Source organism: Streptomyces sp. NPDC006309 (assembly GCF_040613095.1).
Lineage (GTDB): Bacteria > Actinomycetota > Actinomycetes > Streptomycetales > Streptomycetaceae > Streptomyces.
Map to the genome: position 1 here is coordinate 182,775 of NZ_JBEXRO010000014.1, position 25,302 is coordinate 208,076.

A 25,302-nucleotide genomic window follows, 5' to 3' on the forward strand; every position below is an offset into this window, starting at 1 on the left:
CGGGGATCAGCGCAGACCGGTCGGGCGGCGCAGCGCGGCCCCCACCAGCCGGTCGATCAGCTCGGGGTAGCTCACGCCCGTGGCCTCCCACATCTTCGGGTACATCGAGATCGGCGTGAAGCCGGGCATGGTGTTGATCTCGTTGATCACGAACTCGCCGTCCTCGGTGAGGAAGAAGTCCGCGCGCACCAGGCCCTCGCAGGAGGCCGCCTCGAACGCCTCGACCGCCAGCCGGCGCACCTCGGCGGTCTGCTCCGCGGTGAGCGGGGCCGGGACGATGCCGGGCGTGGAGTCGATGTACTTCGCCTCGAAGTCGTAGTACGCGTGCGCGTCCGGCGGCGGGATCTCGGCCGGGACGGAGGCCCGCGGGCCGTCCTCGAACTCCAGGACGCCGCACTCGATCTCGCGCCCGCGCAAACCGGCCTCGACCAGGATCTTCGGATCGTGCGCCTGTGCCTCGGCGATGGCCTCGTCCAGGCCGGACAGGTCGTCGACCTTGGTGATGCCGATGGACGAACCCGCGCGCGCGGGCTTCACGAACAGCGGCCAGCCGTGCTCACCGGCGAAGTCGACGATCTTCTTGCGGGCGGCGGACTCGTCCCGCGCCCACTCGCGGGGCCGGATCACCACGTACGGGCCCACCGCGAGCCCGAAGGAGGTGAACACCCGCTTCATGTACTCCTTGTCCTGGCCGACGGCCGAGGCGAGCACGCCCGCTCCCACGTACGGCACCCCGGACAGTTCCAGCAGCCCCTGAAGGGTGCCGTCCTCGCCGTAGGGGCCGTGGAGCACCGGGAAGACCACGTCGACCTCGCCGAGCGCCTTGGGCACGGAGCCCGGCTCGCTGTAGACGACCTCGCGGTTCGCCGGGTCGACGGGGAGCACCACGCCGCCCTCGTGCGACTCCGCCAGTTCGTCCACGGTGGGCGTGCGGCGGTCGGTGATGGCCATCCGCTCCGGCTCGTCGGCCGTCAGGGCCCAACGGCCGTCCGAGGTGATGCCGATCGGCAGGACGTCGTACTTCGTCCGGTCGATGGCCTTGAGGACGGCGCCGGCGGTGACCACGGAGATTCCGTGTTCGGAACTGCGCCCGCCGAACACGACCGCCACCCGCGGCTTGCGCGACGGCTGCTCAGGGCTCTGGGGAAGGTTCTCGGTGCTCATATCGGGTTGAGAGTACCCGGAGGCGGCGGCAACGTCAGCGCCCGCCTCCGGGCCGTCGCTCAGCGTCGCACGGACGGTCGCGCAGCGTCGCGCGGGAGATCGTCAGGGACCGGATGGGGGGCGGTTCAGCGCCGTTCGGGCTTGGCGCTGCGGGCCATCAGCTCCTTGAGGGCGACGACCGGCGGCTTGCCCTCGTGCACGATGCTGACGACCGTCTCGGTGATGGGCATGTCGACGTCGTGCCGGTGGGCCAGATCCAGCACGGACTCGCAGGACTTGACGCCCTCGGCGGTCTGCCGGGTGACCGCGATGGTCTCCTGGAGGGTCATGCCCTTGCCGAGGTTGGTGCCGAAGGTGTGGTTGCGGGACAGCGGGGAGGAGCAGGTGGCCACCAGGTCGCCCAGGCCCGCGAGTCCGGCGAACGTCAGCGGGTCGGCGCCCATGGCGAGGCCCAGCCGGGTGGTCTCGGCGAGGCCGCGCGTGATGAGCGAGCCCTTGGCGTTGTCGCCGAGTCCCATGCCGTCGGCGATCCCGACCGCGAGCCCGATGACGTTCTTGACGGCGCCGGCGAGTTCGCAGCCGACCACGTCGGTGTTGGTGTACGGCCGGAAGTACGGGGTGTGGCAGGCGGCCTGGAGCCGCTGGGCGACCTGCTCGTCGGTGCAGGCCACGACGGCGAGAGCGGGCATCCGGGCGGCGATCTCGCGGGCCAGGTTGGGCCCGGTGACGACCGCGATCCGGTCGGTGCCGACCTTGGCGACGTCCTCGACGACCTCGCTCATCCGCATGGTGGAGCCGAGTTCGACGCCCTTCATCAGGGAGACGAGGACGGTGTCCGGCGCGAGCAGCGGGGTCCACTCGGCGAGGTTGGCGCGCAGGGTCTGGGAGGGGACGGCGAGGACGGTGAAGTCCGCGTCCCCGAGGGCCCGGGCCGCGTCGCCGGTGGCGCGCAGGTTCTCCGGGAGTTCCACTCCGGGCAGGTAGTCGGGGTTGGTCCGCGTGGAGTTGACCGCCTCGGCCAGCTCCGGGCGGCGGGCCCACAGGGTCACCTCGCAGCCGGCGTCGGCGAGGACCATGCCGAAGGCGGTCCCCCACGAACCGGTGCCCATCACGGCCGCCCGCACAGGCTTGCTCACGTGCTCCGCCCTTCCGCTTGCTTGCCCTGCGTCTGCGTCTGGGCCTGCGCCCGTGTCCGGGTCTGCCCCTGCGTCTGCGCCTGGATCCGCTCCTGCGTCTGCGCCTGCGCCCGCGCCTGGGTCTGCCCCTGCGCCTGGGCCCGCGCCTGGACCTGTGCCTGGGTGCGGCGGCGCTGCTCGATCCGTTCACGGCGCGGGTCGTACGGCGTCTCGGGCGCCTTCTCGCCGCGGATCTGCTCCAGCTGCCGGGTGATGGCCGCCATGATGACCTCGGTGGCCTCCTTCAGCACGTCCGGGGTCATCTCCCTGTCGTAGAAACGGGACAGGTCGACGGCCGGGCCCGCCAGGACGTGGTGGGTCTTGCGCGGGAAGAGGTTCGGCTTCCTGGCGTACGGCGGGAGCAGTTCGTTGGCGCCCCACTGGGCGACCGGGATGACCGGGCACTTGGTCTCGAGGGCCACGCGGGCGGCTCCGGTCTTGCCGGTCATGGGCCAGCCGTCGGGGTCGCGGGTGAGGGTGCCCTCGGGGTAGAAGGCGACGCACTCACCGCGTTCGACGGCGGCGATCGCGGCCCGGAAGGCGCTGAGCGCGTCCGTGCTCTCGCGGTAGACGGGGATCTGCCCGGTGCCGCGCATGGCGGCGCCGACGAATCCCTTCCGGAAAAGCCCGCTCTTCGCCAGGAAACGCGGAACCCGCCCGGTGTTGTACTGATAGTGCGCGTACGCGAAGGGGTCCACGTGGGAATTGTGGTTGACCACGGTGATAAAGCCGCCCTCGGCCGGAATGTGCTCCATTCCACGCCACTCCCGCTTGATCAGAACCACCAGCGGCGGTTTGCAGAGCACCGCGGCGAAGCGGTACCAGAAGCCGATTCTGCGGCGGGGCACAAGGACACCTTCCTCTAGGGCTGCCACCCCGGCGGGGGCCGCACAAGTCTGGCCCCGGGCCGCCGGTCTGTCGAGAACACCGTACGCCCCGACACGCGGGCGGCCCGAGGCCCCCGGGTGACAATGAGCGCGACAAGAGAGGGACGGTACGCCGGTGCAGTGGACCTTGGTCATCCCCCTGAAGCCCCTCACGCGGGCCAAGAGCAGGCTCGCGGACACCGCTGACGACGGCGTCCGTCCGGGCCTGGCCCTGGCGTTCGCGCAGGACACGGTGGCCGCGGCGCTGGCCTGCGCGGCGGTCGTGGATGTGGTGGTCGTCACGGACGACGGGCTGGCCGGCCGGGAGCTGGCGGCACTGGGGGCGCGGATCGTCCCGGACGCTCCGGGCGGCGGCCTCAACGCCGCCCTGGCGCACGGCACGGCCGTCGTACGGGAAAGGCTTCCCGGCGCCGCCGTCGCGGCCCTGAACGCCGATCTGCCGGCGTTGCGTCCGCCGGAACTGTCGCGGGTACTGGAGTCGGCCGCGGAATTCCCGCGCGCTTTTCTCGCGGATGCGGCGGCGCTGGGCACGACACTGCTCGCCGCCGCGCCGGGCCTGGAATTGCGGCCTGCGTTCGGTGTCGATTCCCGTTCCCGGCACCGGGCGTCGGGCGCGACGGAACTCGTGCTGACGGGAGTCGATTCGGTACGGCAGGACGTGGACACCGGCGCGGATCTGCGGGCGGCACTGGCGCTGGGGGTGGGCCGGTATACGGCGGCCGTGTCCGCGGGGCTGCTGATCCCGGAGTGCTGACAAATCCCGGGAGGGCGCGGGAAACCGCGTGCGCGGCCACGACGGGCGCGCGGCCGGCCGGCGCCCCGGCGGTGCGCCGCCGAAGGCACTACGCTGGCCGTCATGCAGGCGACCGCGTACACGTACGACCCCGGCACCCGCAGCGGACAGGTGCTGCTCGACGACGGCACGCCCGTGCCCTTCGGGGCGGCGGCGTTCGACCGGGGCGGGCTGCGGCTGCTGCGGCCCGGGCAGCGGGTGCGGATCGAGACGGAGGGCGAGGGCGACGCCGCGCGGATCACCCTCGTGACTCTTCACACCCTGTAACTGCCCCTGTACACGCCGCGGGCCGGACTCCCTCGGGGAGTCCGGCCCGGCGTGTGCCGCCCTGGCGGCCTTACGACGTCGTCTTGCGGGCGGTGGCCTTCTTCGCGGTGGTCTTGCGGGCCGTCGACTTCTTGGCCGGGGCCTTCTTGGCGGTGACCTTCTTCGCCGGAGCGCTCTTCGCCGTGGCCTTCTTGGCGGTGGTCTTGGCGGCGCCCGTGGTCTTCTTGGCGGGCGCCTGCTTCGCCGGGGCCTTCTTGGCGGTGGCCGTGGTCTTCTTCGCGCCCGTCGTCTTCTTGGCGGCGCCCGTGGTCTTCTTCGCCGCACCCGCGGTCTTCTTGGCGGCGGCCTTCTTGCCGACGGCCTTGGCGATGGTGGGCGGCGGGCCGGACAGGCTGCCCTTGGGTGCCTTCTTGACGGCCACCTCGCCGCCCCGGGGAAGCTTCTTCGAGCCGCTCACCAGGTCCTTGAAGCCCTGACCGGCGCGGAAGCGCGGCACGGAGGTCTTCTTGACCCGAACCCGCTCGCCCGTCTGCGGGTTCCGGGCGTAGCGGGCCGGGCGGTCCACCTTCTCGAAGGAGCCGAAGCCGGTGACCGAGACCCGCTCGCCCGCGACGACCGCGCGGACGATGGCGTCCAGGACATGATCGACGGCGTCGGCGGCCTGCTGGCGGCCGCCCAACTTGTCGGCAATCGCTTCTACGAGCTGCGCCTTGTTCACGTCTTCCCCTTCGGAGACATCGCCAGAACGAAAGTGTTCAAGCTTTTTCGCACGTTAGGCAGATATATACCGCAAATCAAACACGAAACGGGCTTATCACCCTTGTGCCGCAACGGACTCGGCCGTCCCGGACGGTTCAGCGGTCCTCTCCGGGGATCCGACCCGCGTCGAGGTCCTCCGTGAACCGATCGAGCCGCCTTGCCGCGTCGGCGAGATCGTGCTTGGCCGCGGCCGTAATGACCAGCAGCTTCCGGGTCAGCGCCATCCGTACGCCCTCCGGGACTTGCAGTGCGCGCACCTTCGAGTGCGCTTCTTTGAGTTGGTTCGCGACCGCCGCATAGAGCTGGAGTTGGCCGTCGTGTCCCATGCACAGATTGTGCCATCTGGGGCGAGTTGTCGCCTGCGCAGGGGGCAACTGCCGCCTCAAATGGCCTTCCAGGCACTTGCGGACGACGCGAACACAGCACTCACCTACCCGAGCAACAGCCCTCTTAACGCGGGAAGTTGGGCGTACCAGGGGGGATGCGCGGGGCCGTTCGGGTGCAGACATGGCTGTACCCCCAATCGTGGCGATCGGGGGTACAGGCGGGGTGTTGGGGTGGCCGAAACCCGACCCGCTCGGGGGCCCGGGCGGCGCCGGATCAGACCGGGAGCGTCCGCGGCTTGTGGGCGGGCCGCCCGGCCTCGTAGGCGGCGATGTCGGGCTCGTCCCGGAGCGTGATCGAGATGTCGTCCAGGCCGTTCAGCAGGCGCCAGCGGGAGTTCTCGTCCAGCTCGAAGGGGGCGGTGATGCCCGGGGCGCGCACCTCACGGGCCTCGAGGTCCACCGTGACCTCGACCGTGGGGTCGGCCTCGGTCAGATCCGACAGCGCGTCCACGGTCTTCTGGTCCAGGACCACCGTGAGCAGGCCGTTCTTCAGCGAGTTGCCCCGGAAGATGTCCGCGAAACGGGAGGAGATCACGGCCTTGAAGCCGTAGTTCTGGAGCGCCCAGACGGCGTGCTCACGGGAGGAGCCGGTGCCGAAGTCGGGGCCGGCGACCAGGACCGTGGCGCCCCGCCGCTCGGGGCGGTTGAGGATGAACTCCGGGTCCTTGCGCCAGGCCTCGAACAGCCCGTCCTCGAAGCCGTCCCGGGTGACCTTCTTGAGCCAGTGGGCGGGGATGATCTGGTCGGTGTCGACGTTGCTGCGGCGCAGCGGCACGGCCCGGCCGGTGTGGGTGGTGAAGGCTTCCATGGTTATCGGACTCCAGCGGGCGTACGGTCGTCGGTCAGGTCGGCCGGGGAGGCCAGGTGGCCCAGGACGGCGGTGGCCGCCGCGACCTGCGGCGACACCAGGTGGGTACGGCCGCCCTTGCCCTGCCGTCCCTCGAAGTTGCGGTTGGAGGTGGAGGCGGAGCGCTCGCCCGGGGCCAGCTGGTCGGGGTTCATGCCGAGGCACATCGAGCAGCCCGCGTGCCGCCACTCGGCGCCGGCCTCCTTGAAGACGACGTCCAGCCCCTCGGAGACGGCCTGGAGACCCACGCGCGCGGAGCCCGGCACGACCAGCATCCGTACGCCGTCGGCGACTTTGCGGTCCCGCAGGATGTCCGCGGCGGCGCGCAGGTCCTCGATGCGGCCGTTGGTGCAGGAACCTACGAAGACGGTGTCCACGGTGATGGTCCGCAGCGGCTGTCCGGCCGCCAACCCCATGTACTCCAGGGCCTTTTCGGCGGCGACGCGCTCCGAAGCGTCTTCGTACGAAGCCGGGTCGGGGACGTCCGCCGAAAGCGGCGCGCCCTGGCCGGGGTTGGTGCCCCAGGTGACGAACGGCGACAGCTCGTCGGCGCGGATGACCACCTCGGCGTCGAAGACCGCGTCGTCGTCCGTCCGCAGGGTCTTCCAGTAGGCGACGGCCTCGTCCCAGTCGGTGCCCTGGGGGGCGTGCGGGCGGCCCTGGAGGTAGGCGAAGGTCGTCTCGTCGGGGGCGATCATGCCCGCGCGGGCGCCGGCCTCGATCGACATGTTGCAGATGGTCATCCGGGCCTCCATCGAGAGCTTCTCGATGGCGGAGCCGCGGTACTCCAGGATGTAGCCCTGGCCGCCGCCGGTGCCGATCCGCGCGATGATCGCCAGGATCAGGTCCTTGGCGGTGACGCCCTCGGGCAGTTCGCCGTCGATCGTGATGGCCATGGTCTTGGGGCGGGCCAGCGGCAGCGTCTGGGTGGCCAGCACGTGCTCGACCTGCGAGGTGCCGATGCCGAACGCCAGCGCGCCGAAGGCGCCGTGCGTGGAGGTGTGCGAGTCACCGCAGACCACGGTGGTGCCGGGCTGGGTCAGGCCCAGCTGCGGACCGACGACGTGGACGACGCCCTGCTCGATGTCGCCCAGCGGGTGCAGGCGCACCCCGAACTCGGCGCAGTTCTTGCGCAGCGTCTCCAGCTGGGCGCGGGAGACCGGGTCGGCGATGGGCTTGTCGATGTCGAGGGTCGGGGTGTTGTGGTCCTCGGTCGCGATGGTGAGGTCGAGGCGGCGGACCGGGCGGCCGTTCTTGCGGAGCCCGTCGAAGGCCTGGGGGCTGGTCACCTCGTGCAGCAGGTGCAGATCGATGTAGAGGAGGTCGGGCTCGCCCTCGGCGCGCCGGACGACGTGGTCGTCCCAGACCTTCTCCGCGAGTGTCCTACCCATCGCTTTCCCTCCGGCCGGCGAACGTCCACCGGCCCAACTAGAGATCTTGAGGAGCGGCGACTGCCCTTCTCGGGCCCCTGAAGTCGTGATTCCGGGCGTGCACCGCCGGGCCCGTCGATGTGCGGGCCGCTGTGTGATTCCAGGGTGGCGCGTTCCACCGAAAATTGAACTTGCGTTTCACAGAGTGAGACGTGAGTATCGTTGCATGGACAACAGTAGCGGCGTCGGCGTTCTGGACAAGGCGGCCCTCGTCCTGAGCGCTCTGGAGTCCGGTCCGGCCACCCTCGCGGGTCTGGTCGGGGCCACCGGACTGGCACGACCCACGGCCCACCGCCTGGCCGTGGCCCTGGAACACCACCGCATGGTGGCACGCGACATGCAGGGCCGGTTCATCCTCGGCCCGCGCCTCGCGGAACTCGCGGCGGCGGCGGGCGAGGACCGCCTGCTGGCGACGGCCGGACCGGTGCTCACCCACCTCCGCGACGTCACCGGCGAGAGCGCGCAGCTCTACCGCCGCCAGGGTGAGATGCGGATCTGCGTGGCCGCGGCGGAGCGTCTGTCCGGTCTGCGGGACACCGTCCCGGTCGGCTCCACGCTCACGATGAAGGCCGGCTCCTCGGCGCAGATCCTGATGGCCTGGGAGGAGCCCGAGCGCCTGCACCGCGGCCTCCAGGGCGCCCGCTTCACGGCGACGGCCCTGTCGGGCGTACGGCGGCGGGGCTGGGCCCAGTCGATCGGCGAGCGCGAGCCGGGCGTCGCGTCCGTCTCCGCGCCGGTACGCGGGCCGTCCAACCGGGTGGTGGCGGCCGTGTCCGTCTCCGGGCCCATCGAGCGCCTGACGCGCCACCCGGGCCGGATGCACGCCCAGGCGGTCATCGACGCGGCCGGCCGCCTCTCCGAGGCTCTGCGCCGCTCGGGCTGAGAGCGGCCGGTCCGCTCCCGCCGGGAAAGGGCTGCCCCGACGCCGCGGCGGCCCTTCTCCGACGGGAGCGGACGGACCTTGGTCCTCGCCGGTCAGCCGGACTGGGCGCGTGCCCTTGCCAGGGCGTCGTCCAGGGCTTGCCGGACGTCGTCGGGCAGCGGTCCGCCGCTCATCCGGTCGACGACGAGGCCGGCGACCGCACGCAGCTTCCTGTCGGTGTGCCGGGAGACGTCCCGCAGGACGTCCAAGCCCTGCGCGGGGTGCAGTCCGCCGAGGGCGATGACCACGCCTGTCGCCTGGTCGATCAGGGCGCGGGAGGTGATGGCCTCCTGCAGCTGGAGTCTTTCCCGCTCCAGGTCGGTGATCGTGGCCGCGGGGTCGACAGGCTCCGGCGTCAGCCGCTCCCCGGCCAGGTCGGGCCGGGCGTCGTGCCGGGAGTCCATCGTGATCACATCCTGGGCTGTTCTCCGCGCCGTCCGCGCCGTCCGCGCCGGCGGGAATGGTGAGGGTGACAGTCCCCTTCTACCCGCGAACACCGGTCGTCCGCACCCGTGCCTCGCGGTCCTGACGGGGAGTAGCGTGGGAACACGCGGAGGTCGGTTCCCGGGAGCCCATCAGCGCGAGGCTCCCCCGGTTCGGCCACGAGCCGGGGGAGCCGGCTGCGGGGCGCGGGCCGCGGTCGGCCCGTCGGCGCCGTACGACCGTGCGGCGGTCAGTGTCCGGCGGTCTTGTTCCCGTTGAGGACGACGGCGAGTTCCATGGTGCGGCCGACCAGGGCCTGCGCGGTGTCGGCCAGGCTGACGCCGTGGCCGTTGGCGTAGTCGGCCAGCAGACGTCCCGCCTCGTGCACGGGCAGCCCGTGGTACGCGGCGATCATGCCCTTGGCGGTCTCCAGGGCGGACTTGGCGGCGATGGCGCTCTGCACGCGCGTGACGACGTCGTCGCCGCGCGGTTCCGTGGCCCAGTGCATCAGTGCCAGCGTGGCGCAGTCCGCGAGGGCCTGCGCCAGATCGAGGTCGCCGTCCGGGAGGTCGCCCGTGGCGGTGTTCAGCAGGGTGAGCGCGCCGAGTGTGCGGTCGTGCAGGCGCACCGGCAGTGTGTGCAGGGACCGGTAGCCGGCGTCGGACATGGCGGCGACCACTTCGGGCCAGCGTGCGCGTTCGGCGGCGATGTCGGGGACGCTGCGTCCCTCGCCGGTGCGGTAGCAGTCCATGCAGGGGCCGCTCCCGGTCTGCATCTGCATCAGCTCGATGAACGCGGCCTCTTCCTCGGTGGCGGCCATCGTCTTCAACGTGCCCCGGGCGTCGGCGATCATCACCGCCGCCGCGTCCACGTCCAGCAGTCCCCGGCAGGTGTGCACCAGCCGCTGGAACAGGCGAAGGGGGTCGAAGCCCGGCGCATAGGTGTCCGCCAGGTCGACGAACGCCGTCGCCAGCTCCCGCTCGCGGTTCATGCTCGCCTCCCTGGCGCTGTCGTCCCGCATGTTCAGCTCTTCACTCATGGCCCATGTCCATGGTGCCGTCGATGACGGCCCGCGCGGTGTCGAGGGACGTGCCGCCCCGGGCGAACGCCCGGGCGCGCAGCCTCAGCAGCGCCTCCTCCGCGCTCACGCCCAACCGCACCATGATCATGCCGGTGGCCTGGTGGATCTCCTCCCGGTCCGACTCGGCTCCCTGAAGCCACAGTACGACTCCACCGGAGTCGGACGACGTGTGGTCGAGGGCGGTGACGGCCAGGGTGAGGGCGTCGGCGACCAGCAGCGCGGTGCGCACCTCGCCGTCGTCGAGCGGCCCCGGGGCCGCCCGGTACAGGTCGAGGGTGCCCAGCGCGCCCGCGGCACCGGACAGCGGCACCGAGAACGCGGCCCCGGCGCCCGCCTTGGCCGCCTGGGCGCAGAACAGCGGCCAGCGACGGATGTCCGGGACGCGGGTGAGGTCGGTGGCGAACACCGGCGCGCGCAGCCGTACGGCCTCCGTGCACGGTCCTTCGCCGAGCGTGTACTGGATCTCCGCGAGCTGGGCGGCCACCCCGTCGCTGGCGAACAGGACGACGCCCACCCCCGCGCCCTCTCCCATGACCGACAGCGACAGCCCCGAGACGTCCGGCAGGAAGGACACGCAGATCCGGCAGAGGGCCCCGGGCACGGAGGCGGGAGGGACGTCCCGGACCGCGTCGATCAGCTCCCGGGCGATCCGGGCGCGCAGGGCATGGGCGTCCCGCTCCGCGTCGCCGCCGCCCGGTGGCGCACCCGACATCGCCCTCACCTCCCCGCGCGCGGCCGGCCCTCGACCGACACGTCCGATCACTGCCGCGTCAGCGGTCCCGGCTCTGCCCGCTCCGGCGCGACCCGTCACGTGCCGTTTCGCTCGGAGCCCTTCTCCTCGATCGTAGCCCGCCGCGCCGCCGGGCCCGGCGATCGAAAGGTGGCGGTGTTGCGAGGAAGCGGGCACGCCGGCGCGGGTACGGCGGGGGTGTGGAACCGCTCATGGCGCGCGTGGAGTTAGCGGGGGCGGAAACGGCGAAGGCCCCCCACCGAAGTGGAGGGCCTTCCCTGTACGTACCCCCGACCGGATTCGAACCGGCGCTACCGCCTTGAGAGGGCGGCGTGCTAGGCCGCTACACAACGGGGGCCTGGATCTTACGTTTCCGCAGATCCCAGCTGGTCTACCTGGACTCGAACCAAGACTAACTGAACCAGAATCAGTCGTGCTGCCAATTACACCATAGACCAATGATGGTTTAGACCAGACAGTACCCCCGACCGGATTCGAACCGGCGCTACCGCCTTGAGAGGGCGGCGTGCTAGGCCGCTACACAACGGGGGCCCTAGCGATCCCGACATCGTCGAGATCAGTACCCCCGACCGGATTCGAACCGGCGCTACTGCCTTGAGAGGGCAGCGTGCTAGGCCGCTACACAACGGGGGCTTTGCAGATGAGCTCTGCGAGCTGGCCTACCTGGACTCGAACCAAGACTAACTGAACCAGAATCAGTCGTGCTGCCAATTACACCATAGGCCACTGGAACTCAAGCCCCTGCGGGGATCTCGTTCTAGCGTGCTCCGTGGGGTTCCGGCCTTCCGGCCCGCTCCCCTCGGCGCAGGAAGAACATTACCCGAAGGTGGACGGGGCTCCAAAACGGGTATCCGCGCGGAGGAGCGCCGGGAGTTCGGCGGGGTCCGGCACGCCCTGCGCGGCGGCCTCCCCGGCGGGGTGCGCGGCTCGGGCGCCGGGCAGCCGTACCGACGACGCAGGGGCGGCGCCCGGAACTCCGGGTGCCGCCCCTGCCGTGGTCCGTCCGGTTACGCGAGCTTCGCCAGCGCCGCGTCGATGCGGGCCAGCGTCCGCTCACGGCCCAGGATCTCCAGGGACTCGAAGAGCGGCAGGCCGACGGTGCGGCCGGTGACGGCCACGCGGACCGGCGCCTGGGCCTTGCCGAGCTTGAGGCCGTGCGCCTCACCGGCGGCCAGGACGGCCTCCTTGAGGGACTCCGCGGAGGTCCAGTCCGCCTGCTCCAGCTTCTCGCGGGCCGTACGCAGGAGCGCGTCCGAACCCTCCTTCATCGCCTTGGTCCACGACGCCTCGTCGAGGACCGGCTCCGGCAGGAAGAGGAAGTCGACGTTGGCGGTGATCTCGGAGAGGACCTTCAGCCGGCTCTGGGCGTGCGGGGCGATCGCCTGCCACTTGGCCTCGTCGAAGTCCTCCGGCGCCCACGGGGCGAACGGCGCCCGCAGCCACGGGCGGCAGCGCTCGGTGAACTCCTTCACCTCCAGCATCCGGATGTGGTCGCCGTTGATCGCCTCGCACTTCTTCAGGTCGAAGCGCGCCGGGTTGGGGTTCACGTCGGCGATGTCGAAGGCCGCGACCATCTCGTCGATCGTGAAGATGTCCTTGTCCGCGGAGAGCGACCAGCCCAGCAGCGACAGGTAGTTGAGCAGGCCCTCGGGCAGGAAGCCCTGCTCGCGGTAGAGGTTCAGGGACGCCTGCGGGTCGCGCTTGGAGAGCTTCTTGTTGCCCTCGCCCATCACGTACGGCAGGTGGCCGAAGGCGGGGGTCCCCTTGGCGATGCCCAGCTCGGTCAGCGCCCGGTACAGGGCGACCTGGCGCGGGGTGGAGGAGAGCAGGTCCTCGCCGCGCAGGACGTGGGTGATCTCCATCAGGGCGTCGTCGACCGGGTTGACCAGCGTGTACAGCGGGGCGCCGTTCGCGCGGACGATGCCGTAGTCCGGCACGTTCTCCGGGGTGAAGGTCAGCTCGCCGCGGACCAGGTCGGTGAAGGTGATCGCCTCGTCGGGCATCCGGAAGCGGACGATCGGGGTGCGGCCCTGGGCCTGGTACTCCTCGACCTGCCCGGCGCTCAGGTCGCGGCAGTGGCCGTCGTAGCCGGAGGGCCGGCCGGCGGCGCGGGCGGCCTCACGGCGGGTGTCCAGCTCCTCCTGGGAGCAGTAGCAGTGGTAGGCGTGGCCGGCGTCCAGCAGCTTGCGGGCGACGTCCCGGTAGATGTCCATGCGCTGCGACTGGCGGTACGGCGCGTGGGGGCCGCCGACCTCGGGGCCCTCGTCCCAGTCGAAGCCGAGCCAGCGCATCGCGTCGAGCAGCTGCCGGTAGGACTCCTCCGAGTCGCGGGCCGCGTCGGTGTCCTCGATGCGGAAGACCAGGGTGCCCTGGTGGTGCCGCGCGAACGCCCAGTTGAACAGGGCGGTGCGGATCAGCCCCACGTGGGGGTTACCGGTGGGCGAGGGACAGAAACGGACGCGTACGGGGGAGCCGGGTGCGCTAGCCACGCTTGACAACCTTGTTGGTGAGAGTGCCGATGCCTTCGATGGTGACGGCGACCTCGTCGCCGACGTGGAGGGGGCCGACCCCCGCCGGGGTGCCGGTGAGGATGACGTCGCCGGGGAGCAGCGTCATCGCCTCGGAGATGTTGACGACCAGGTCCTCGATGGAGTGGAGCATCTCGCTCGTGCGGCCCAGCTGGCGCTGTTCGCCGTCGACCGTGAGCTGGATCGTCAGGTCGTTCGCGCGCTCCAGGTCCAGGCCCGTCTCGACCCACGGGCCGAGCGGGCAGGAGGTGTCGAAGCCCTTGGCGCGGGCCCACTGCTTCTCGCGGCGCTGGACGTCGCGGGCGGTGACGTCGTTGGCGCAGGTGTAGCCGAGGATCACGTCCTTGACGCGCTCACGCGGCACCTCGCGGCACATGCGGCCGATGACGACGGCCAGCTCCGCCTCATGGTGGAGTTCCTCGGTGAACGACGGGTACTGGATGTCGTCGCCGGAGCCGATCACCGAGGTGGAGGGCTTGAGGAAGGCGAACGGCGCCTCGGGCACCTCGTTGCCCAGTTCGCGCGCGTGCTCGGCGTAGTTGCGGCCGAACGCCACGACCTTGTTGGGCAGGACCGGCGGGAGCAGTCTGACCTTGGCGAGCGGCACCTTCGTCCCGGACAGCTCGTAGTCCGCGAACGGGATGCCCTTGATGATGTCGAGGACGAGTTCGTCCTGCTTGTCGCCCTCGACCGCGCCGAAGGCGACGTTCCCGTCGATGGAGAACCTGGCGATGCGCACGGGATCCTTGCGCCCCTCACTGAGAACCGGCGTACTGACGCCCCAGGTTAACCGGTCGGACGGCCCCGCGTTCGGCTGGTGCGACGGCCGGCCGGGCGTTTTCCGGCCGCGGGAACCGGAGCGGGGGAATGCGATCGCCGGGGGCTGCGCCGCAGGTCGACGGGGTCCGCCGGGGAAAAACAGAGCGCGGCCGGGGGATCGTCGTGCGATCCGTCCGGCCGCGCCCGGCGATGCTGTCCGGCTACGCGCCGGCCGGGGCTCCGGCGCCGGCCGGGACCTCCATGAGGACCGTGCGCCGGGGGTTGGCCGTCTGGGCGGGGAGGTCGATCGTGTGCTCCGGCAGCTCGGGCGTGGCCAGGTCGCCGGCGTCGTCGAGGTGCGCCAGGGTCGTGCGCCGCGGGTTGGCAATCGGGCGGAACATCATCGTCGTCTTCACCGTTGTCGTCCTGTGCCTCTGGTCGTAGTGGCCGCTCTTGTAAAGCGTCAGGCTAAACATCCGATTCCCCGCCGGAGGCGCCGACCGCGCACGACATGCCTGTGAGTTTGCTCACGAATGCACGGGCAAACCGGTCAATTCCGGCCGCCGACCCGCCTCAGCGAAACGGACATTGACCACCTGAAGCCACCATTCCGCTCCTGATCATGGCGACTGGGACACCTCGTACCCAGCGGCGACTCACAGCGGTACGCCCGGTTTGCACCGAGATCGCTCCCACGGCTGGTAACCCACCCCTCACACCCCGTCACGTAGGTCACAGCTCGGCCCACTGCCCTTGTTGGAGATCCTTCACTGTGCTGGAATTCCACGGACCGCCGCGGGATCGAGCCGGTGCAGGTGGCGCTACGCAGCGCCGAGCGGCGGCGGGACAGGGGGGAACCAGCGCCGGTCACTCAAGACCACCCGGGGGGCGTATTCAGGGCGCTCTCCACGACGCCGACACCGTGTCCCTCCGTTCACGCGGAGGGGCGCCTGGTCCAGAGGTTGCGACGCTAGTGCAGGGACGTTTCAAGAGGGATGGCAGCGCTTCGGCGGAGCCGGAGTCGCACGACGGGACTGGCCCCATGAAGGGCAGCTCCTCGCCCCAGCACGCCCACAGCCAGGGTCCGGGCCCGTCCGGAGACGGCGGCGAGCGTGGCGGGCGCCACGGCGCGCCGGCCTCGTCGGGCGCCACGACGGCGGCGTCCGCGGGCAGCCCCACGCCGGCGGCGAAGTCCACGCAGCTCCCGACCGCCGGTTCACGCCTGCTGCTGCGCAACTGGCGCATCTCCACGCGCCTGGTGTCGCTGCTCGCGCTGCCCGTGGTCGCGGCGACCTCGCTGGGCGCGCTGCGCATCGACCAGAACATGAACGACATCCAGCAGCTCGACAACATGAAGCTGCTGACGGACATGACCAAGCAGGCGACCGAGCTGGCCGCCGCCCTCCAGGACGAGCGCGACCAGTCCGCCGGTCCCCTGTCGCACGGCGGCCTGAAGACGAACGACTACCAGGTCAAGGCCTACCAGCAGAAGACCAACCGGGCCCGCGACAACTTCCTGGACGCCTCCGAGCAGATCGACGCGGCCAGCAAGGACGGCAACCTCCAGGGCGTGCGTGACGCGCTCGTCGGTCTCGCCAACCAGCTGGACGACCTGGCCAAGATCCGCGACAAGGCGTACGCGTCCAAGGACAACGCGACCCAGACGGTCGAGTCCTACCACCGGCTCATCACCCAGCTGATCGGCCTCTCCCAGGACATGGCCGAGGCGTCCAGCAACCCGGAGATGATCTCGCGCACCCGCGCCCTGGCGGCCTTCTCCACCGCCAAGGAGTACGCGTCCGTGCAGCGCGCCATGATCGCCGCCGCGCTGCCCGCGACCAACGCCACCAAGGGCGACCTCTCCGAGAACGACCGCCTCTACGGCCAGTCGGCCTACGAGAGCGAGGGCTCCGAGCTGGCGATCTTCCGGAAGATCTACGCCAACCAGGACGCCGAGCTGCTCCTCCAGCCGATCGACGACGGCAACGCGACGATCAAGACGGCCGACACGTACGCCAAGCGCTCCTTCGAGTCCCCCGACGGCCTCCAGCAGCTGCCGGCGCGTTCGTACCGCGACTGGGTGGACGCCAGCTCGACCAAGCTCGAGCAGATGAAGAAGATCGAGCACACGCTGCTCGAGGAGATGGAGCAGAAGGCCCGCGAGCTGAAGAGCGCCACCCAGCGCGACGCCATCATCTCCGGTGCGCTGATCCTGCTCGTGCTCGGCGTGTCGCTGGTCGGCGCGTTCGTCGTGGCCCGGTCCATGATCCGGTCGCTGCGCCGGCTCCAGGAGACCGCGACGAGGGTCGCCCAGGACCGGCTGCCCGAGCTGGTCAAGCAGCTGTCGGAGACGGACCCGCAGGACGTCGACACCTCCGTGGAGTCGGTCGGTGTGCACTCCCGGGACGAGATCGGCCAGGTGGCCGCGGCCTTCGACGACGTGCACCGCGAGGCGGTCCGCCTCGCCGCCGAGCAGGCCCTGCTGCGGGGCAACGTCAACGCGATGTTCACCAACCTCTCGCGCCGCTCCCAGGGCCTGATCCAGCGTCAGCTCTCGCTCATCTCCGAGCTGGAGTCCCGCGAGGCCGACCCGGACCAGCTGTCCTCGCTGTTCAAGCTGGACCACCTCGCCACCCGTATGCGCCGTAACGGTGAGAACCTCCTCGTCCTCGCGGGTGAGGAGCCCGGCCGCCGCTGGACGCGTCCGGTGCCGCTGGTCGACGTGCTGCGCGCCGCCGCGTCCGAGGTGGAGCAGTACGAGCGCATCGAGCTGGCCTCCGTGCCGACCACCGAGGTGGCCGGCCGCGTGGTCAACGACCTCGTGCACCTGCTCGCCGAGCTGCTGGAGAACGCGACGTCGTTCTCCTCTCCGCAGACCAAGGTCAAGGTCACCGGTCACGCCCTGCCCGACGGGCGGGTGCTGATCGAGATCCACGACACCGGTATCGGCCTCTCCCCCGAGGACCTCGCGGCGATCAACGAGCGGCTCGCCTCGCCGCCCACCGTGGACGTCTCCGTCTCCCGCCGCATGGGTCTGTTCGTGGTCGGCCGTCTGTCGCAGCGCCACGGCATCCGCATCCAGCTGCGCCCCTCCGACTCCGGTGGTACGACCGCGCTGGTCATGCTGCCCGTGGACGTCGCCCAGGGCGGCAAGAAGCCCGTCCCGGGCAAGTCCGGCGCGCCCGTGTCGACCGGTGGTCCGGCCGCCGCGCAGGCAGCCGCCGGCGCGGCCGCGGCCCGGCGGGCGACCGGCGGCAACGGCGGCGCCCTCGGTGGCGCCCCGGGCGGTGGCGGTCTGCTCGGTGCCGGTCCCGGTCCGCGCGGCCAGGTCGGTTCCGGCCAGGGTCCCCGGGCCGCGCTGCCCGGCGCAGGCCAGGGCGGCCGTCCCGGCGCGCCGGGCGGAGCACGTGGCCCGCAGGGCGGCGCCGGTGGTCCGCAGCACGGCCGGCAGGGCCCCAGGCCCGCGTCGGCGTTCGAGCAGGGCACGCCCCCCGCCGCCGGTTCCTTCGGCGGTCAGACGCCGGGTGGCCCGCAGGGCCTCCAGGCCGCGAACCCGGGCGGACCGCAGCAGGACGCCTTCGGCGGCCGTAACGCGCAGCGCCCGGCGGGTTCCGACCAGGGCCGCCAGCCCCAGCTGCCGCCGCGCGGCGGTCCGCGGGCCGAGCTGCCCGGCGGGGCCCCGCTGCAGGGCCGTACGCCCGACTGGGGCACCTCCCAGGCCCCGCTGTCGCGTGCCTCGCTGGACACCCCGCGCGGCCACGACGAGCAGGACCCGGCGCAGACCGCGCCGATGCCGCGCGTGGACGACCGGCAGGGTCCGGGTCCGTCCGGCACGGGCGAGTACCCGCGCCCGGAGCTGTCCGACGGCCCCGGTTCCGCCGCGCACACGGGCCAGTTCGGCCGCCCGGACACCGCGCAGCAGCCGGGCCGGTACGCGCGTCCCGACGCCGGCGGCCGGCAGGGTTCCGACCCGTTCGTCCGCTCCGACGTGTTCGGCACGTCGGCGGCGCCCGCGCGGCAGGACAACGGTGACCGGCCCACGGGCCGGTTCCCGGCACCGCAGACCCCCCAGGCACCCCAGGCGCCGCAGGGCTTCGACGGCGGCTACGACAGTGGCTCCACCGGTCAGCACGCCCTGCCGGGCCGCCAGGATCCCGCGCAGACCGGGCAGTTCGAGCGCCCGCAGCCGGCCGGCCGGGACGAGTTCGGCGCTCCGCGCCCGCCGGCCCCGCAGCAGCGTCCGGTCCGCCAGGAGCCGCAGCAGCGTCCGGTCCGCCAGGAGCCGGAGGCGCTGCCGCCGGCCGGACCGGGTGACGGCCGTACCCCGTTGTACGACACGCTGGAGACCAACTGGTTCCACGGCATCCAGCAGCAGGAGAACGCGCCCGCGCCGCAGCAGCCGCAGGCACCCGCCACGGCTCCCCAGCGGTCCGCCTCGAACACCGGTTCCTGGCGCGCCTCGCCGAACGACGAACTCGTCCGGCAGGCCGAGCGCGTACGGCAACCCGCCGCGGGCGGGATCACCACCTCCGGCCTGCCGCGCCGCGTGCCCCGGGCGAACCTCGTCCCGGGAACCGCTCAGCAGCAACAGCACCAAGCCGGTCCGCAGGTCTCGCGTGCGCCTGACGACGTACGCGGACGGCTGACCAATCTTCGTCGGGGCATCGCTCAGGGCCGTCAGGCCGGCAGCGGCCAGACCGGCAGCTTCCCGAGCCCCACTCACCAGCAGGAGCATTAGTTGAGTCCGATGAGCCAGGCGGCACAGAACCTGAACTGGTTGATCACCAACTTCGTGGACAACACCCCCGGGGTGTCCCACACAGTGGTGGTCTCCGCCGACGGCCTTCTGCTGGCGATGTCCGAAGGCTTCCCGCGGGACCGCGCCGACCAGCTGGCGGCCGTCGCGTCCGGGCTGACCTCGTTGACGGCCGGGGCGTCCCGGATCTTCGAGGGCGGCACGGTGGCGCAGACGGTCGTCGAGATGGAACGCGGGTTCCTCTTCCTGATGTCCGTCTCGGACGGGTCGTCCCTCGCGGTTCTGGCCCATCCCGAGTGCGACATCGGCCTCGTCGGCTACGAGATGGCACTGCTCGTCGACCGCGCGGGTGCGGTACTCACCCCGGACCTGCGCGCCGAACTCCAGGGCAGTCTGCTTCACTGACCGCCCCCGGCACCACCCACCTCACAAAAACACCGTCCGGCCGCCACAATCCCCCCACCGGCCCCGTCAGACGGCTTGACTGACCGACTTGCTGTCCCGCCCGGAGGATTCATGACCCCGCCCACCGCTCATCATGATCCGTACGCGGAGCCGTACGGAGATGAGGGCGACCAGCCGCTGGTAAGGCCGTACGCGATGACCGGCGGCCGGACCCGGCCGCGGTATCAGCTGGCCATCGAGGCGCTGATCAGCACCACGGCCGATCCGGCCGCGCTCATGGGACTGCTCCCTGAGCACCAGCGCATCTGCCACCTGTGCCGCGAGGTCAAGTCGGTCGCGGAGGTCTCCGCGCTGCTGGCCATGCCGCTCGGAGTGGCACGGATCCTGGTCGCCGACCTCGCCGAGGCCGGCCTGGTCGCCATCCATCAGCCGGGTGGCGACGAGAACAACGGCGGCGCTCCTGACGTGACGCTGCTCGAAAGGGTGCTCAGTGGACTTCGCAAGCTCTGACACGGGTCGGGCCACCACCTCCGCGAAGATCGTGGTGGCGGGCGGCTTCGGCGTGGGCAAGACCACGTTCGTCGGCGCCGTCTCGGAGATCAACCCGCTGCGCACAGAGGCCGTCATGACGTCCGCTTCGGCCGGCATCGACGACCTGACCCACACCGGGGACAAGACCACCACCACGGTGGCCATGGACTTCGGCCGTATCACCCTGGACCAGGACCTGATCCTGTACCTGTTCGGCACCCCCGGCCAGGACCGCTTCTGGTTCATGTGGGACGACCTGGTCCGCGGCGCGATCGGCGCCATCGTCCTCGTGGACACCCGGCGTCTGGCCGACTGCTTCCCCGCGGTCGACTACTTCGAGAACAGCGGCCTGCCGTTCGTCATCGCCCTCAACGGTTTCGACGGCAGCCAGCCGTACTCGCCGGACGAGGTCCGTGAGGCCCTCCAGATCGGCCCCGACACCCCGATCATCACCACCGACGCCCGCCACCGCGCGGACGCCAAGTCGGCGCTGATCACCCTGGTCGAGCACGCCCTGATGGCGCGCCTGCGATAGCACTCGGACACGAGGAGCGACAGGGCAGTTGTCGTGAAGGTTCCGGAGCCGGCTGTGGCCTTAGACACGGTCGGCTCCGGCGTTCATAACAGTTCGGCAGAGGAATCGTCCGGTCTCGCCACGCGACGCGGTCGCGCGGTGCCGCTGCGCGCACGAACGCCCCGCCTTTTGGCGGGGCTCGCTCTTTATGACCGTTTTATCTTGCGTTTACAACTGCACCACTACCAAGTTTGCAGTGTTTGGATGTGCACTGGTCCACGTGCTGGAATGCCTGAACTGCCCAATGGTCAAAGACGTACTGAGTGCGTACTGAGTGGTCGATGACGAACCGGGTTCTGAGAGACTGCGGCACGACGAAGGTGCCGACCGCCGGAAGGTTGTTGGTCGAGTGAGGCGAAGCAAGAACGGTCCCGAGCCGTCGGCGCGGGGCAACTTCACCCCGCCGCCGCGCGCTGCGGCGCCCACCCCCGCGCCCGGAGCGGAGCCGGCGGCCACTCCCGTGTCCAGCGGCGGCCGTCTCTCCCCGCGGAACTGGCGGGTGCCCACCCGTCTGAACGCCATCCTGCTCATACCCGTGATGGTCGGCCTCGTCATGGGCGGCTTCCAGGTGAAGAGCTCCATCGACACCTGGCAGCAGGCCCGTGACGCCGAGAGCACCGCCCGTCTGGTGCGCGCCGCCCTCGGTTACGCCAACGCCCTGGAGAACGAGCGGGACGTCTCCGCGGCTCCCCTGCTCCTGCACAAGAAGGACGCCGCCGCCAAGCAGACCGTCGACACGGCCCGCAAGGCCACGGACCAGGCCGCCGTCACGTTCACCGAGGCGACCAAGAACATGCCGCGCACGTCGGGTCTGGTGCGCCGGCTGAAGCTGTTCCGCGAGGCCGAGCCCCAGCTGGCGACGCTGCGCCAGGCCGCGTACACCTCCAAGATGCACGGTGTGCAGACGGAGGAGGGGTACGTCAATCTCGCGCACCCCCTGATGGAGTTCGCCAACGAACTCGGCCTGGGCACCGGCAACATCACCTCCTACGGCCGTACCGTCTACGCCATGTCGCTGACCAAGGCGGCCCTGTCGCTGGAGCGGTCGATCGGCACCCATCTGCTGGTCAACCCCGGTCCCGACGCGCCGAACCTGGCGACCCAGCGGGTCTCCCTGTCCTCGTACGCCTACCTGGAGCGCATCGCCCGGGAGGAGTACATAGGTGGTGGCACCGAGGCCGACGCGCAGCGGCTGACCGACGCCGAGACGAAGATCAAGTCGGATGCCGCCGCCCTGGCCGAGGAGGCCAAGGGGCGCAACCCGAGGTACATCGCCCCGCCGTCCGACCCGTCCAAGTTCATCGGCGCCCTGGCCACGATGAAGGACACCGGCGAACTCACCCGGCAGGGGCTCGCCCAGGGCGGTATCACCGCCGAGAACTGGTGGGCGCTGAACACGCTGAAGTACAAGGCCTACCGCCAGATCGAGTCCGACATGGCGGACCGGGCCGTGAACGAGGCGTCGGGCATCGCCGACGACGCCAAGACCTCGGCGTTCACCACGGGTGCCGTGGTCGTCATCGCCCTGCTGGCCGCGTTCATCCTGGCCGGCCTGGTGGCCCGCCAGATGAGCCGCGCGATGCGCCAGCTGCGCAACGCCGCCTTCGGTATCGCCGAGCAGCGTCTGCCGATGCTGGTCGACCAGCTGTCCCGCACCGACCCCGGCCGGGTCGACACCCGGGTGGCGCCGATCCCCATCACCACCAAGGACGAGATCGGCGAGGTCGCCCGCGCCTTCGACCAGGTCCACCGCGAGGCGGTGCGGCTCGCCTCCGAGCAGGCGCTGCTGCGGGGCAACATCAACGCGATCTTCACCAACCTGTCACGCCGCAACCAGTCGCTGATCGAGGGCCAGTTGACCCTGATCACCGACCTGGAGAACAACGAGGCCGACCCGGACCAGCTGGAGAACCTCTTCCGGCTGGACCACCTCGCGACCCGTATGCGCCGCAACGGCGAGAACCTCCTGGTCCTCGCCGGCGAGGAGCCCGGCCGTCGCTGGGACCAGCCGGTCCCGCTGGTCGACGTGCTGCGCGCCGCCTCCTCCGAGGTGGAGCAGTACGAGCGCATCGAGCTGTCGGGCGTGCCGGAGGCCGAGATCCACGGCCGCGCGGTCACCGACCTCGTGCACCTGCTGGCCGAGCTGCTGGAGAACGCCACCACGTTCTCCTCCCCGCAGACCAAGGTGCGCGTCACGGCGACCCGGCTGCCCGACGGCCGCGTCATGGTCGAGATCCACGACAAGGGCATCGGTCTGACGGCCGAGGACTTCGCGGACATCAACCACAAGCTGGCCAACCCGCCGACCGTGGATGTCGCGATCTCCCAGCGCATGGGCCTGTTCGTGGTCGGCCGGCTGTCCGACCGGCACGGCATCCGCGTCCAGCTGCGTCCCTCCGGCGAACAGGCCGGTACGACCTCGCTGGTCATGCTGCCGGACGCGATCACGCACGGTGGTGGCGGCGAGGCCCCGCTGGACCGCGAGGAGTTCACGGTCTCGCAGATCATCCCGGAGCAGCAGTTCCAGGGTGAGAGCTTCGCCCCGCAACAGCAGCAGCCGTCGCTGCGGACCGCCGCCGAACTCGGTTTCGACGACAGCCGGTACACCGAGGTCCCCGACGACGCCCGTGACCTGGACCCCGTCGGCCGCTCCCTGACGCGGGAGGGGCGCCGCGCCGCCCTGGAGACCCCGTCCGCCGACGAGCGCCCCGCCGAGCCGCAGCAGGACGCGGCCGGTTACGGGGACCAGCGCTTCGAGGGACAGCAGCAGTCCTACCGGGAGCAGCCGCAGCAGTCGCCGTACGAGGAGTCCGCGTACGAGGAGCGGCAGCAGACCTCCTACCAGGAGCAGCCGTACCAGGAGCAGCAGCAGTACCAGGACCCGCAGGCGTACCAGGAACAGCCGTACCAGGAGACGTACTCGGGGTCGTACGAGAAGCCGTACGACGAGCAGTACTACGCGCCGGAAGCCGAGCAGCAGCAGCACGACGGCTTCTCCCAGAACGGTGGCTACGGCGAGCCCGCGTCCGCGTACGCGGAACCGGCTCAGGCCCCGTCCTACCAGGACGACTGGCCCCAGCAGGACGGCTACCAGAACGGCTATCCGGCCCAGTACGCTCCGGAAGCGGAAGCTCCGCAGGCCGCTGACGCAGGTGAGCGGAACCCCGTAGGCTTCGACCGTCCGGACACGGCCTCCGCCGCCGCACCCCAGGTGACCGACGCCGGGTTGCCCCGCCGCGGTTCACCCGCGGGCGCCTCCCAGGGCGCCGGCTCCGCGAACGGCATGGCGCGGGTGCGGCAGGAGACGCCCGCTCCCGCACCGGCCGACGCTCCGGGGGCACCGGCGGCGGGCGGCAACACCGACTGGCGCTCGGCGAACGACGAGCGCTGGCAGCAGGCCGCCCAGCTCCGCAAGCCCAAGGCAGGCGGGGTCACCGCCTCCGGCCTGCCGCGGCGGGTACCCAAGGCCAATCTGGTCGAGGGCGCCGCCGAGAACACCCCCCAGGGAGGCCCACAGGTCTCCCGCGCTCCGGAGGACGTCCGGGGCAGGCTGAGCAACCTGCGCCGGGGCGTCCAGCGCGGGCGCAGCGCAGGCAGTGAAACGAACGGCCAGGCAACCACCGATCAGCACGGTGGTCCTGACAGCACCTACAACCAGGAGCGTTAGTGTGAGCCCGATGAGCCAGGCGGCACAGAACCTGAACTGGTTGATCACCAACTTCGTGGACAACACCCCGGGGGTGTCCCACACGGTGGTGGTCTCCGCCGACGGACTCCTTCTGGCGATGTCCGAAGGCTTCCCCCGTGACCGCGCCGACCAGCTCGCTGCCGTCGCCTCCGGTCTGACCTCGCTGACCGCCGGTGCCTCGCGCATCTTCGAGGGCGGCAGCGTGAACCAGACGGTTGTGGAGATGGAGCGGGGATTCCTGTTCCTCATGTCCATCTCCGACGGTTCGTCGCTCGCGGTGCTGGCCCACCCGGAAGCGGACATCGGCCTCATCGGGTACGAGATGGCCCTGCTGGTGGACCGCGCGGGCACGGTTCTGACCCCGGATCTCCGCGCGGAGCTCCAGGGCAGCCTTCTCAACTAGTAATCGGACGGTGCGTTCGCGTGTCCCGGGGCCGTAAGGTTTCGGGACGCGGCTCCGCAGATTTTTTGGGCGCCCGGCGCAGTAGGAGGAGGAGAAAGTGGCAACACCCCCAGGCAGTTCGTCTTCGGGCAACTGGTCGTACGGCCCTGCCCAGGGTCAGGGCGACGGCTCGGCGAACCGGTACAACTTCCCCTCCGCCCCCAGCCACCGGCAGCCGTACGCCCCGCAGGGCCCGGGACCGTCCCCGTACGACCAGCCCCCGGCCCCGCGCATCCAGCCGGTACAGCCGCAGCGCCGCCCCGAGCCGGCCCCCGCGGCGAACAACCCCCTGGTGCGTCCGTACGCCATGACCGGCGGCCGGACCCGCCCGCGCTACCAGCTCGCCATCGAGGCACTGGTGCACACCACCGCCGCTCCGCACCAGATGCAGGGCCAGTTGCCCGAGCATCAGCGGATCTGCAACCTGTGCCGGGAGATCAAGTCGGTGGCCGAGGTCTCGGCCCTCCTGACGATCCCCCTCGGCGTGGCCAGGATTCTCGTCGCCGACTTGGCGGAGGCGGGCCTGGTCGCCATCCATCAGCCCGGCGGCGACGAGAACGCCGGTGGCCAGCCAGACGTGACACTGCTCGAAAGGGTGCTCAGTGGACTTCGCAAGCTCTAGCGGCGGTCCTTCCCGCTCCACCACCTCCGCGAAGATCGTGGTGGCGGGCGGCTTCGGCGTGGGCAAGACCACGTTCGTCGGCGCCGTCTCGGAGATCAACCCGCTGCGCACA

General features: G+C 71.2%; 23 protein-coding genes, 5 tRNA genes and 1 pseudogene. 11 read left to right on the forward strand and 18 right to left on the reverse strand.

Going from position 1 to position 25,302, the window contains the following annotated elements:
- Positions 1–6: 6 nt before the first annotated feature.
- The 3 genes from ABZ117_RS20070 to ABZ117_RS20080 all read right to left on the reverse strand — a co-directional run bounded on the left by ABZ117_RS20070 (position 7) and on the right by ABZ117_RS20080 (position 3,187).
- On the reverse strand, positions 7–1,164 hold the full coding sequence (locus tag ABZ117_RS20070) for a D-alanine--D-alanine ligase family protein (RefSeq protein ID WP_356822518.1): 1,158 nt from the start codon (positions 1,162–1,164) through the stop codon (positions 7–9).
- A gap of 125 nt (positions 1,165–1,289) precedes the next feature.
- Positions 1,290–2,300, reverse strand: a complete 1,011-nt coding sequence (locus ABZ117_RS20075; RefSeq protein ID WP_356822520.1) for an NAD(P)H-dependent glycerol-3-phosphate dehydrogenase — start codon at positions 2,298–2,300, stop codon at positions 1,290–1,292.
- Positions 2,297–3,187 carry a lysophospholipid acyltransferase family protein gene (locus tag ABZ117_RS20080; RefSeq protein ID WP_356822522.1) on the reverse strand — a complete coding sequence of 297 codons (891 nt, stop codon included), beginning with the start codon at positions 3,185–3,187 and terminating at the stop codon, positions 2,297–2,299. The genes ABZ117_RS20075 and ABZ117_RS20080 overlap by 4 nt, the downstream gene beginning before the upstream one ends.
- Positions 3,188–3,341: 154 nt before the next feature.
- Here ABZ117_RS20080 and cofC point away from each other — a divergent pair, with 154 nt between their 5' ends.
- A complete protein-coding gene (gene cofC, locus ABZ117_RS20085) occupies positions 3,342–3,980 on the forward strand; it encodes a 2-phospho-L-lactate guanylyltransferase (RefSeq protein WP_356822524.1) in 639 nt (212 codons plus the stop codon).
- A 102-nt stretch (positions 3,981–4,082) separates the two neighbouring features.
- Positions 4,083–4,286, forward strand: a complete 204-nt coding sequence (locus ABZ117_RS20090) for a hypothetical protein (protein WP_356822525.1) — start codon at positions 4,083–4,085, stop codon at positions 4,284–4,286.
- Between the two features lie 70 nt (positions 4,287–4,356).
- Here ABZ117_RS20090 and ABZ117_RS20095 read toward each other — a convergent pair whose 3' ends face one another.
- The 4 genes from ABZ117_RS20095 to leuC all read right to left on the reverse strand — a co-directional run bounded on the left by ABZ117_RS20095 (position 4,357) and on the right by leuC (position 7,669).
- Complete coding sequence (locus ABZ117_RS20095; protein ID WP_356822526.1) at positions 4,357–5,004, reverse strand: HU family DNA-binding protein; 648 nt, start codon at positions 5,002–5,004, stop codon at positions 4,357–4,359.
- 136 nt (positions 5,005–5,140) lie between these two features.
- Positions 5,141–5,371 (reverse strand): hypothetical protein, encoded by a 231-nt coding sequence (locus ABZ117_RS20100; RefSeq protein WP_356822528.1) that lies wholly within the window; start codon positions 5,369–5,371, stop codon positions 5,141–5,143.
- A 274-nt stretch (positions 5,372–5,645) separates the two neighbouring features.
- On the reverse strand, positions 5,646–6,239 hold the full coding sequence (gene leuD / locus ABZ117_RS20105) for a 3-isopropylmalate dehydratase small subunit (protein ID WP_356822530.1): 594 nt from the start codon (positions 6,237–6,239) through the stop codon (positions 5,646–5,648).
- A gap of 2 nt (positions 6,240–6,241) precedes the next feature.
- Positions 6,242–7,669 (reverse strand): 3-isopropylmalate dehydratase large subunit, encoded by a 1,428-nt coding sequence (leuC, locus tag ABZ117_RS20110; protein WP_356822532.1) that lies wholly within the window; start codon positions 7,667–7,669, stop codon positions 6,242–6,244.
- A gap of 205 nt (positions 7,670–7,874) precedes the next feature.
- Between leuC and ndgR the strand changes: the two genes are divergently transcribed.
- Positions 7,875–8,591: an IclR family transcriptional regulator NdgR gene (gene ndgR / locus ABZ117_RS20115; protein WP_356822533.1), complete on the forward strand. Its 717-nt coding sequence runs from the start codon at positions 7,875–7,877 to the stop codon at positions 8,589–8,591.
- 92 nt (positions 8,592–8,683) lie between these two features.
- Here ndgR and ABZ117_RS20120 read toward each other — a convergent pair whose 3' ends face one another.
- From ABZ117_RS20120 to ABZ117_RS20170, 11 genes are all read right to left on the reverse strand, one after another.
- Positions 8,684–9,034, reverse strand: coding sequence for an ANTAR domain-containing protein (locus ABZ117_RS20120; RefSeq protein WP_356822535.1), 351 nt, complete (start codon positions 9,032–9,034; stop codon positions 8,684–8,686).
- Positions 9,035–9,303: 269 nt separating this feature from the next.
- Positions 9,304–10,092 (reverse strand): GAF and ANTAR domain-containing protein, encoded by a 789-nt coding sequence (locus ABZ117_RS20125; RefSeq protein WP_356822537.1) that lies wholly within the window; start codon positions 10,090–10,092, stop codon positions 9,304–9,306.
- A complete protein-coding gene (locus ABZ117_RS20130; protein ID WP_356822539.1) occupies positions 10,085–10,846 on the reverse strand; it encodes a GAF and ANTAR domain-containing protein in 762 nt (253 codons plus the stop codon). Before ABZ117_RS20130 ends, ABZ117_RS20125 begins: the two co-directional genes overlap by 8 nt.
- 303 nt (positions 10,847–11,149) lie before the next feature.
- A tRNA-Glu gene (locus ABZ117_RS20135) sits at positions 11,150–11,222 on the reverse strand.
- A 28-nt stretch (positions 11,223–11,250) separates the two neighbouring features.
- Positions 11,251–11,322 (reverse strand) — tRNA-Gln (locus ABZ117_RS20140).
- A 21-nt stretch (positions 11,323–11,343) separates the two neighbouring features.
- Positions 11,344–11,416 (reverse strand) — tRNA-Glu (locus ABZ117_RS20145).
- Positions 11,417–11,445: 29 nt separating this feature from the next.
- A tRNA-Glu gene (locus ABZ117_RS20150) sits at positions 11,446–11,518 on the reverse strand.
- Between the two features lie 21 nt (positions 11,519–11,539).
- Positions 11,540–11,611: transfer RNA gene (locus ABZ117_RS20155), tRNA-Gln, on the reverse strand.
- 281 nt (positions 11,612–11,892) lie between these two features.
- The gene (gltX, locus tag ABZ117_RS20160; protein WP_356822541.1) at positions 11,893–13,374 is read right to left on the reverse strand and encodes a glutamate--tRNA ligase; all 1,482 of its coding nucleotides are present in this window, start codon (positions 13,372–13,374) and stop codon (positions 11,893–11,895) included.
- The gene (locus ABZ117_RS20165) at positions 13,367–14,152 is read right to left on the reverse strand and encodes a fumarylacetoacetate hydrolase family protein (RefSeq protein ID WP_356822543.1); all 786 of its coding nucleotides are present in this window, start codon (positions 14,150–14,152) and stop codon (positions 13,367–13,369) included. Before ABZ117_RS20165 ends, gltX begins: the two co-directional genes overlap by 8 nt.
- A gap of 241 nt (positions 14,153–14,393) precedes the next feature.
- A complete protein-coding gene (locus tag ABZ117_RS20170; RefSeq protein ID WP_356822545.1) occupies positions 14,394–14,588 on the reverse strand; it encodes a hypothetical protein in 195 nt (64 codons plus the stop codon).
- A gap of 557 nt (positions 14,589–15,145) precedes the next feature.
- Between ABZ117_RS20170 and ABZ117_RS20175 the strand changes: the two genes are divergently transcribed.
- From ABZ117_RS20175 to ABZ117_RS20210, 8 genes and pseudogenes are all read left to right on the forward strand, one after another.
- Positions 15,146–18,910, forward strand: coding sequence for a nitrate- and nitrite sensing domain-containing protein (locus ABZ117_RS20175; RefSeq protein WP_356822547.1), 3,765 nt, complete (start codon positions 15,146–15,148; stop codon positions 18,908–18,910).
- A 9-nt stretch (positions 18,911–18,919) separates the two neighbouring features.
- Positions 18,920–19,333 carry a roadblock/LC7 domain-containing protein gene (locus ABZ117_RS20180; protein WP_023546525.1) on the forward strand — a complete coding sequence of 138 codons (414 nt, stop codon included), beginning with the start codon at positions 18,920–18,922 and terminating at the stop codon, positions 19,331–19,333.
- Between the two features lie 111 nt (positions 19,334–19,444).
- Complete coding sequence (locus ABZ117_RS20185; RefSeq protein ID WP_009190816.1) at positions 19,445–19,843, forward strand: DUF742 domain-containing protein; 399 nt, start codon at positions 19,445–19,447, stop codon at positions 19,841–19,843.
- Positions 19,824–20,399 (forward strand): ATP/GTP-binding protein, encoded by a 576-nt coding sequence (locus ABZ117_RS20190; RefSeq protein ID WP_121786724.1) that lies wholly within the window; start codon positions 19,824–19,826, stop codon positions 20,397–20,399. The genes ABZ117_RS20185 and ABZ117_RS20190 overlap by 20 nt, the downstream gene beginning before the upstream one ends.
- A 388-nt stretch (positions 20,400–20,787) precedes the next feature.
- Positions 20,788–24,105 carry a nitrate- and nitrite sensing domain-containing protein gene (locus ABZ117_RS20195; RefSeq protein ID WP_356822550.1) on the forward strand — a complete coding sequence of 1,106 codons (3,318 nt, stop codon included), beginning with the start codon at positions 20,788–20,790 and terminating at the stop codon, positions 24,103–24,105.
- Positions 24,106–24,115: 10 nt separating this feature from the next.
- A complete protein-coding gene (locus ABZ117_RS20200; RefSeq protein WP_030948713.1) occupies positions 24,116–24,529 on the forward strand; it encodes a roadblock/LC7 domain-containing protein in 414 nt (137 codons plus the stop codon).
- 97 nt (positions 24,530–24,626) lie between these two features.
- Positions 24,627–25,190 carry a DUF742 domain-containing protein gene (locus ABZ117_RS20205; RefSeq protein ID WP_356822552.1) on the forward strand — a complete coding sequence of 188 codons (564 nt, stop codon included), beginning with the start codon at positions 24,627–24,629 and terminating at the stop codon, positions 25,188–25,190.
- Positions 25,171–25,302 (forward strand): annotated as a pseudogene (locus ABZ117_RS20210) (ATP-binding protein); the annotation flags it as partial. The gene ABZ117_RS20205 and the pseudogene ABZ117_RS20210, both read left to right, overlap by 20 nt.

Coding starts and splice junctions, on each gene's coding strand:
- ABZ117_RS20100 (WP_356822528.1), bottom strand. CDS start 5,371: ATGGGACACGACGGCCAACTCCAGCTCTATGCGGCGGTCGCGAACCAA.
- ABZ117_RS20070 (WP_356822518.1), bottom strand. CDS start 1,164: ATGAGCACCGAGAACCTTCCCCAGAGCCCTGAGCAGCCGTCGCGCAAG.
- ndgR (WP_356822533.1), top strand. CDS start 7,875: ATGGACAACAGTAGCGGCGTCGGCGTTCTGGACAAGGCGGCCCTCGTC.
- ABZ117_RS20125 (WP_356822537.1), bottom strand. CDS start 10,092: ATGAGTGAAGAGCTGAACATGCGGGACGACAGCGCCAGGGAGGCGAGC.
- ABZ117_RS20200 (WP_030948713.1), top strand. CDS start 24,116: ATGAGCCAGGCGGCACAGAACCTGAACTGGTTGATCACCAACTTCGTG.
- ABZ117_RS20090 (WP_356822525.1), top strand. CDS start 4,083: ATGCAGGCGACCGCGTACACGTACGACCCCGGCACCCGCAGCGGACAG.
- ABZ117_RS20185 (WP_009190816.1), top strand. CDS start 19,445: ATGACCCCGCCCACCGCTCATCATGATCCGTACGCGGAGCCGTACGGA.
- leuD (WP_356822530.1), bottom strand. CDS start 6,239: ATGGAAGCCTTCACCACCCACACCGGCCGGGCCGTGCCGCTGCGCCGC.
- ABZ117_RS20130 (WP_356822539.1), bottom strand. CDS start 10,846: ATGTCGGGTGCGCCACCGGGCGGCGGCGACGCGGAGCGGGACGCCCAT.
- leuC (WP_356822532.1), bottom strand. CDS start 7,669: ATGGGTAGGACACTCGCGGAGAAGGTCTGGGACGACCACGTCGTCCGG.
- ABZ117_RS20180 (WP_023546525.1), top strand. CDS start 18,920: ATGAGCCAGGCGGCACAGAACCTGAACTGGTTGATCACCAACTTCGTG.
- ABZ117_RS20120 (WP_356822535.1), bottom strand. CDS start 9,034: ATGGACTCCCGGCACGACGCCCGGCCCGACCTGGCCGGGGAGCGGCTG.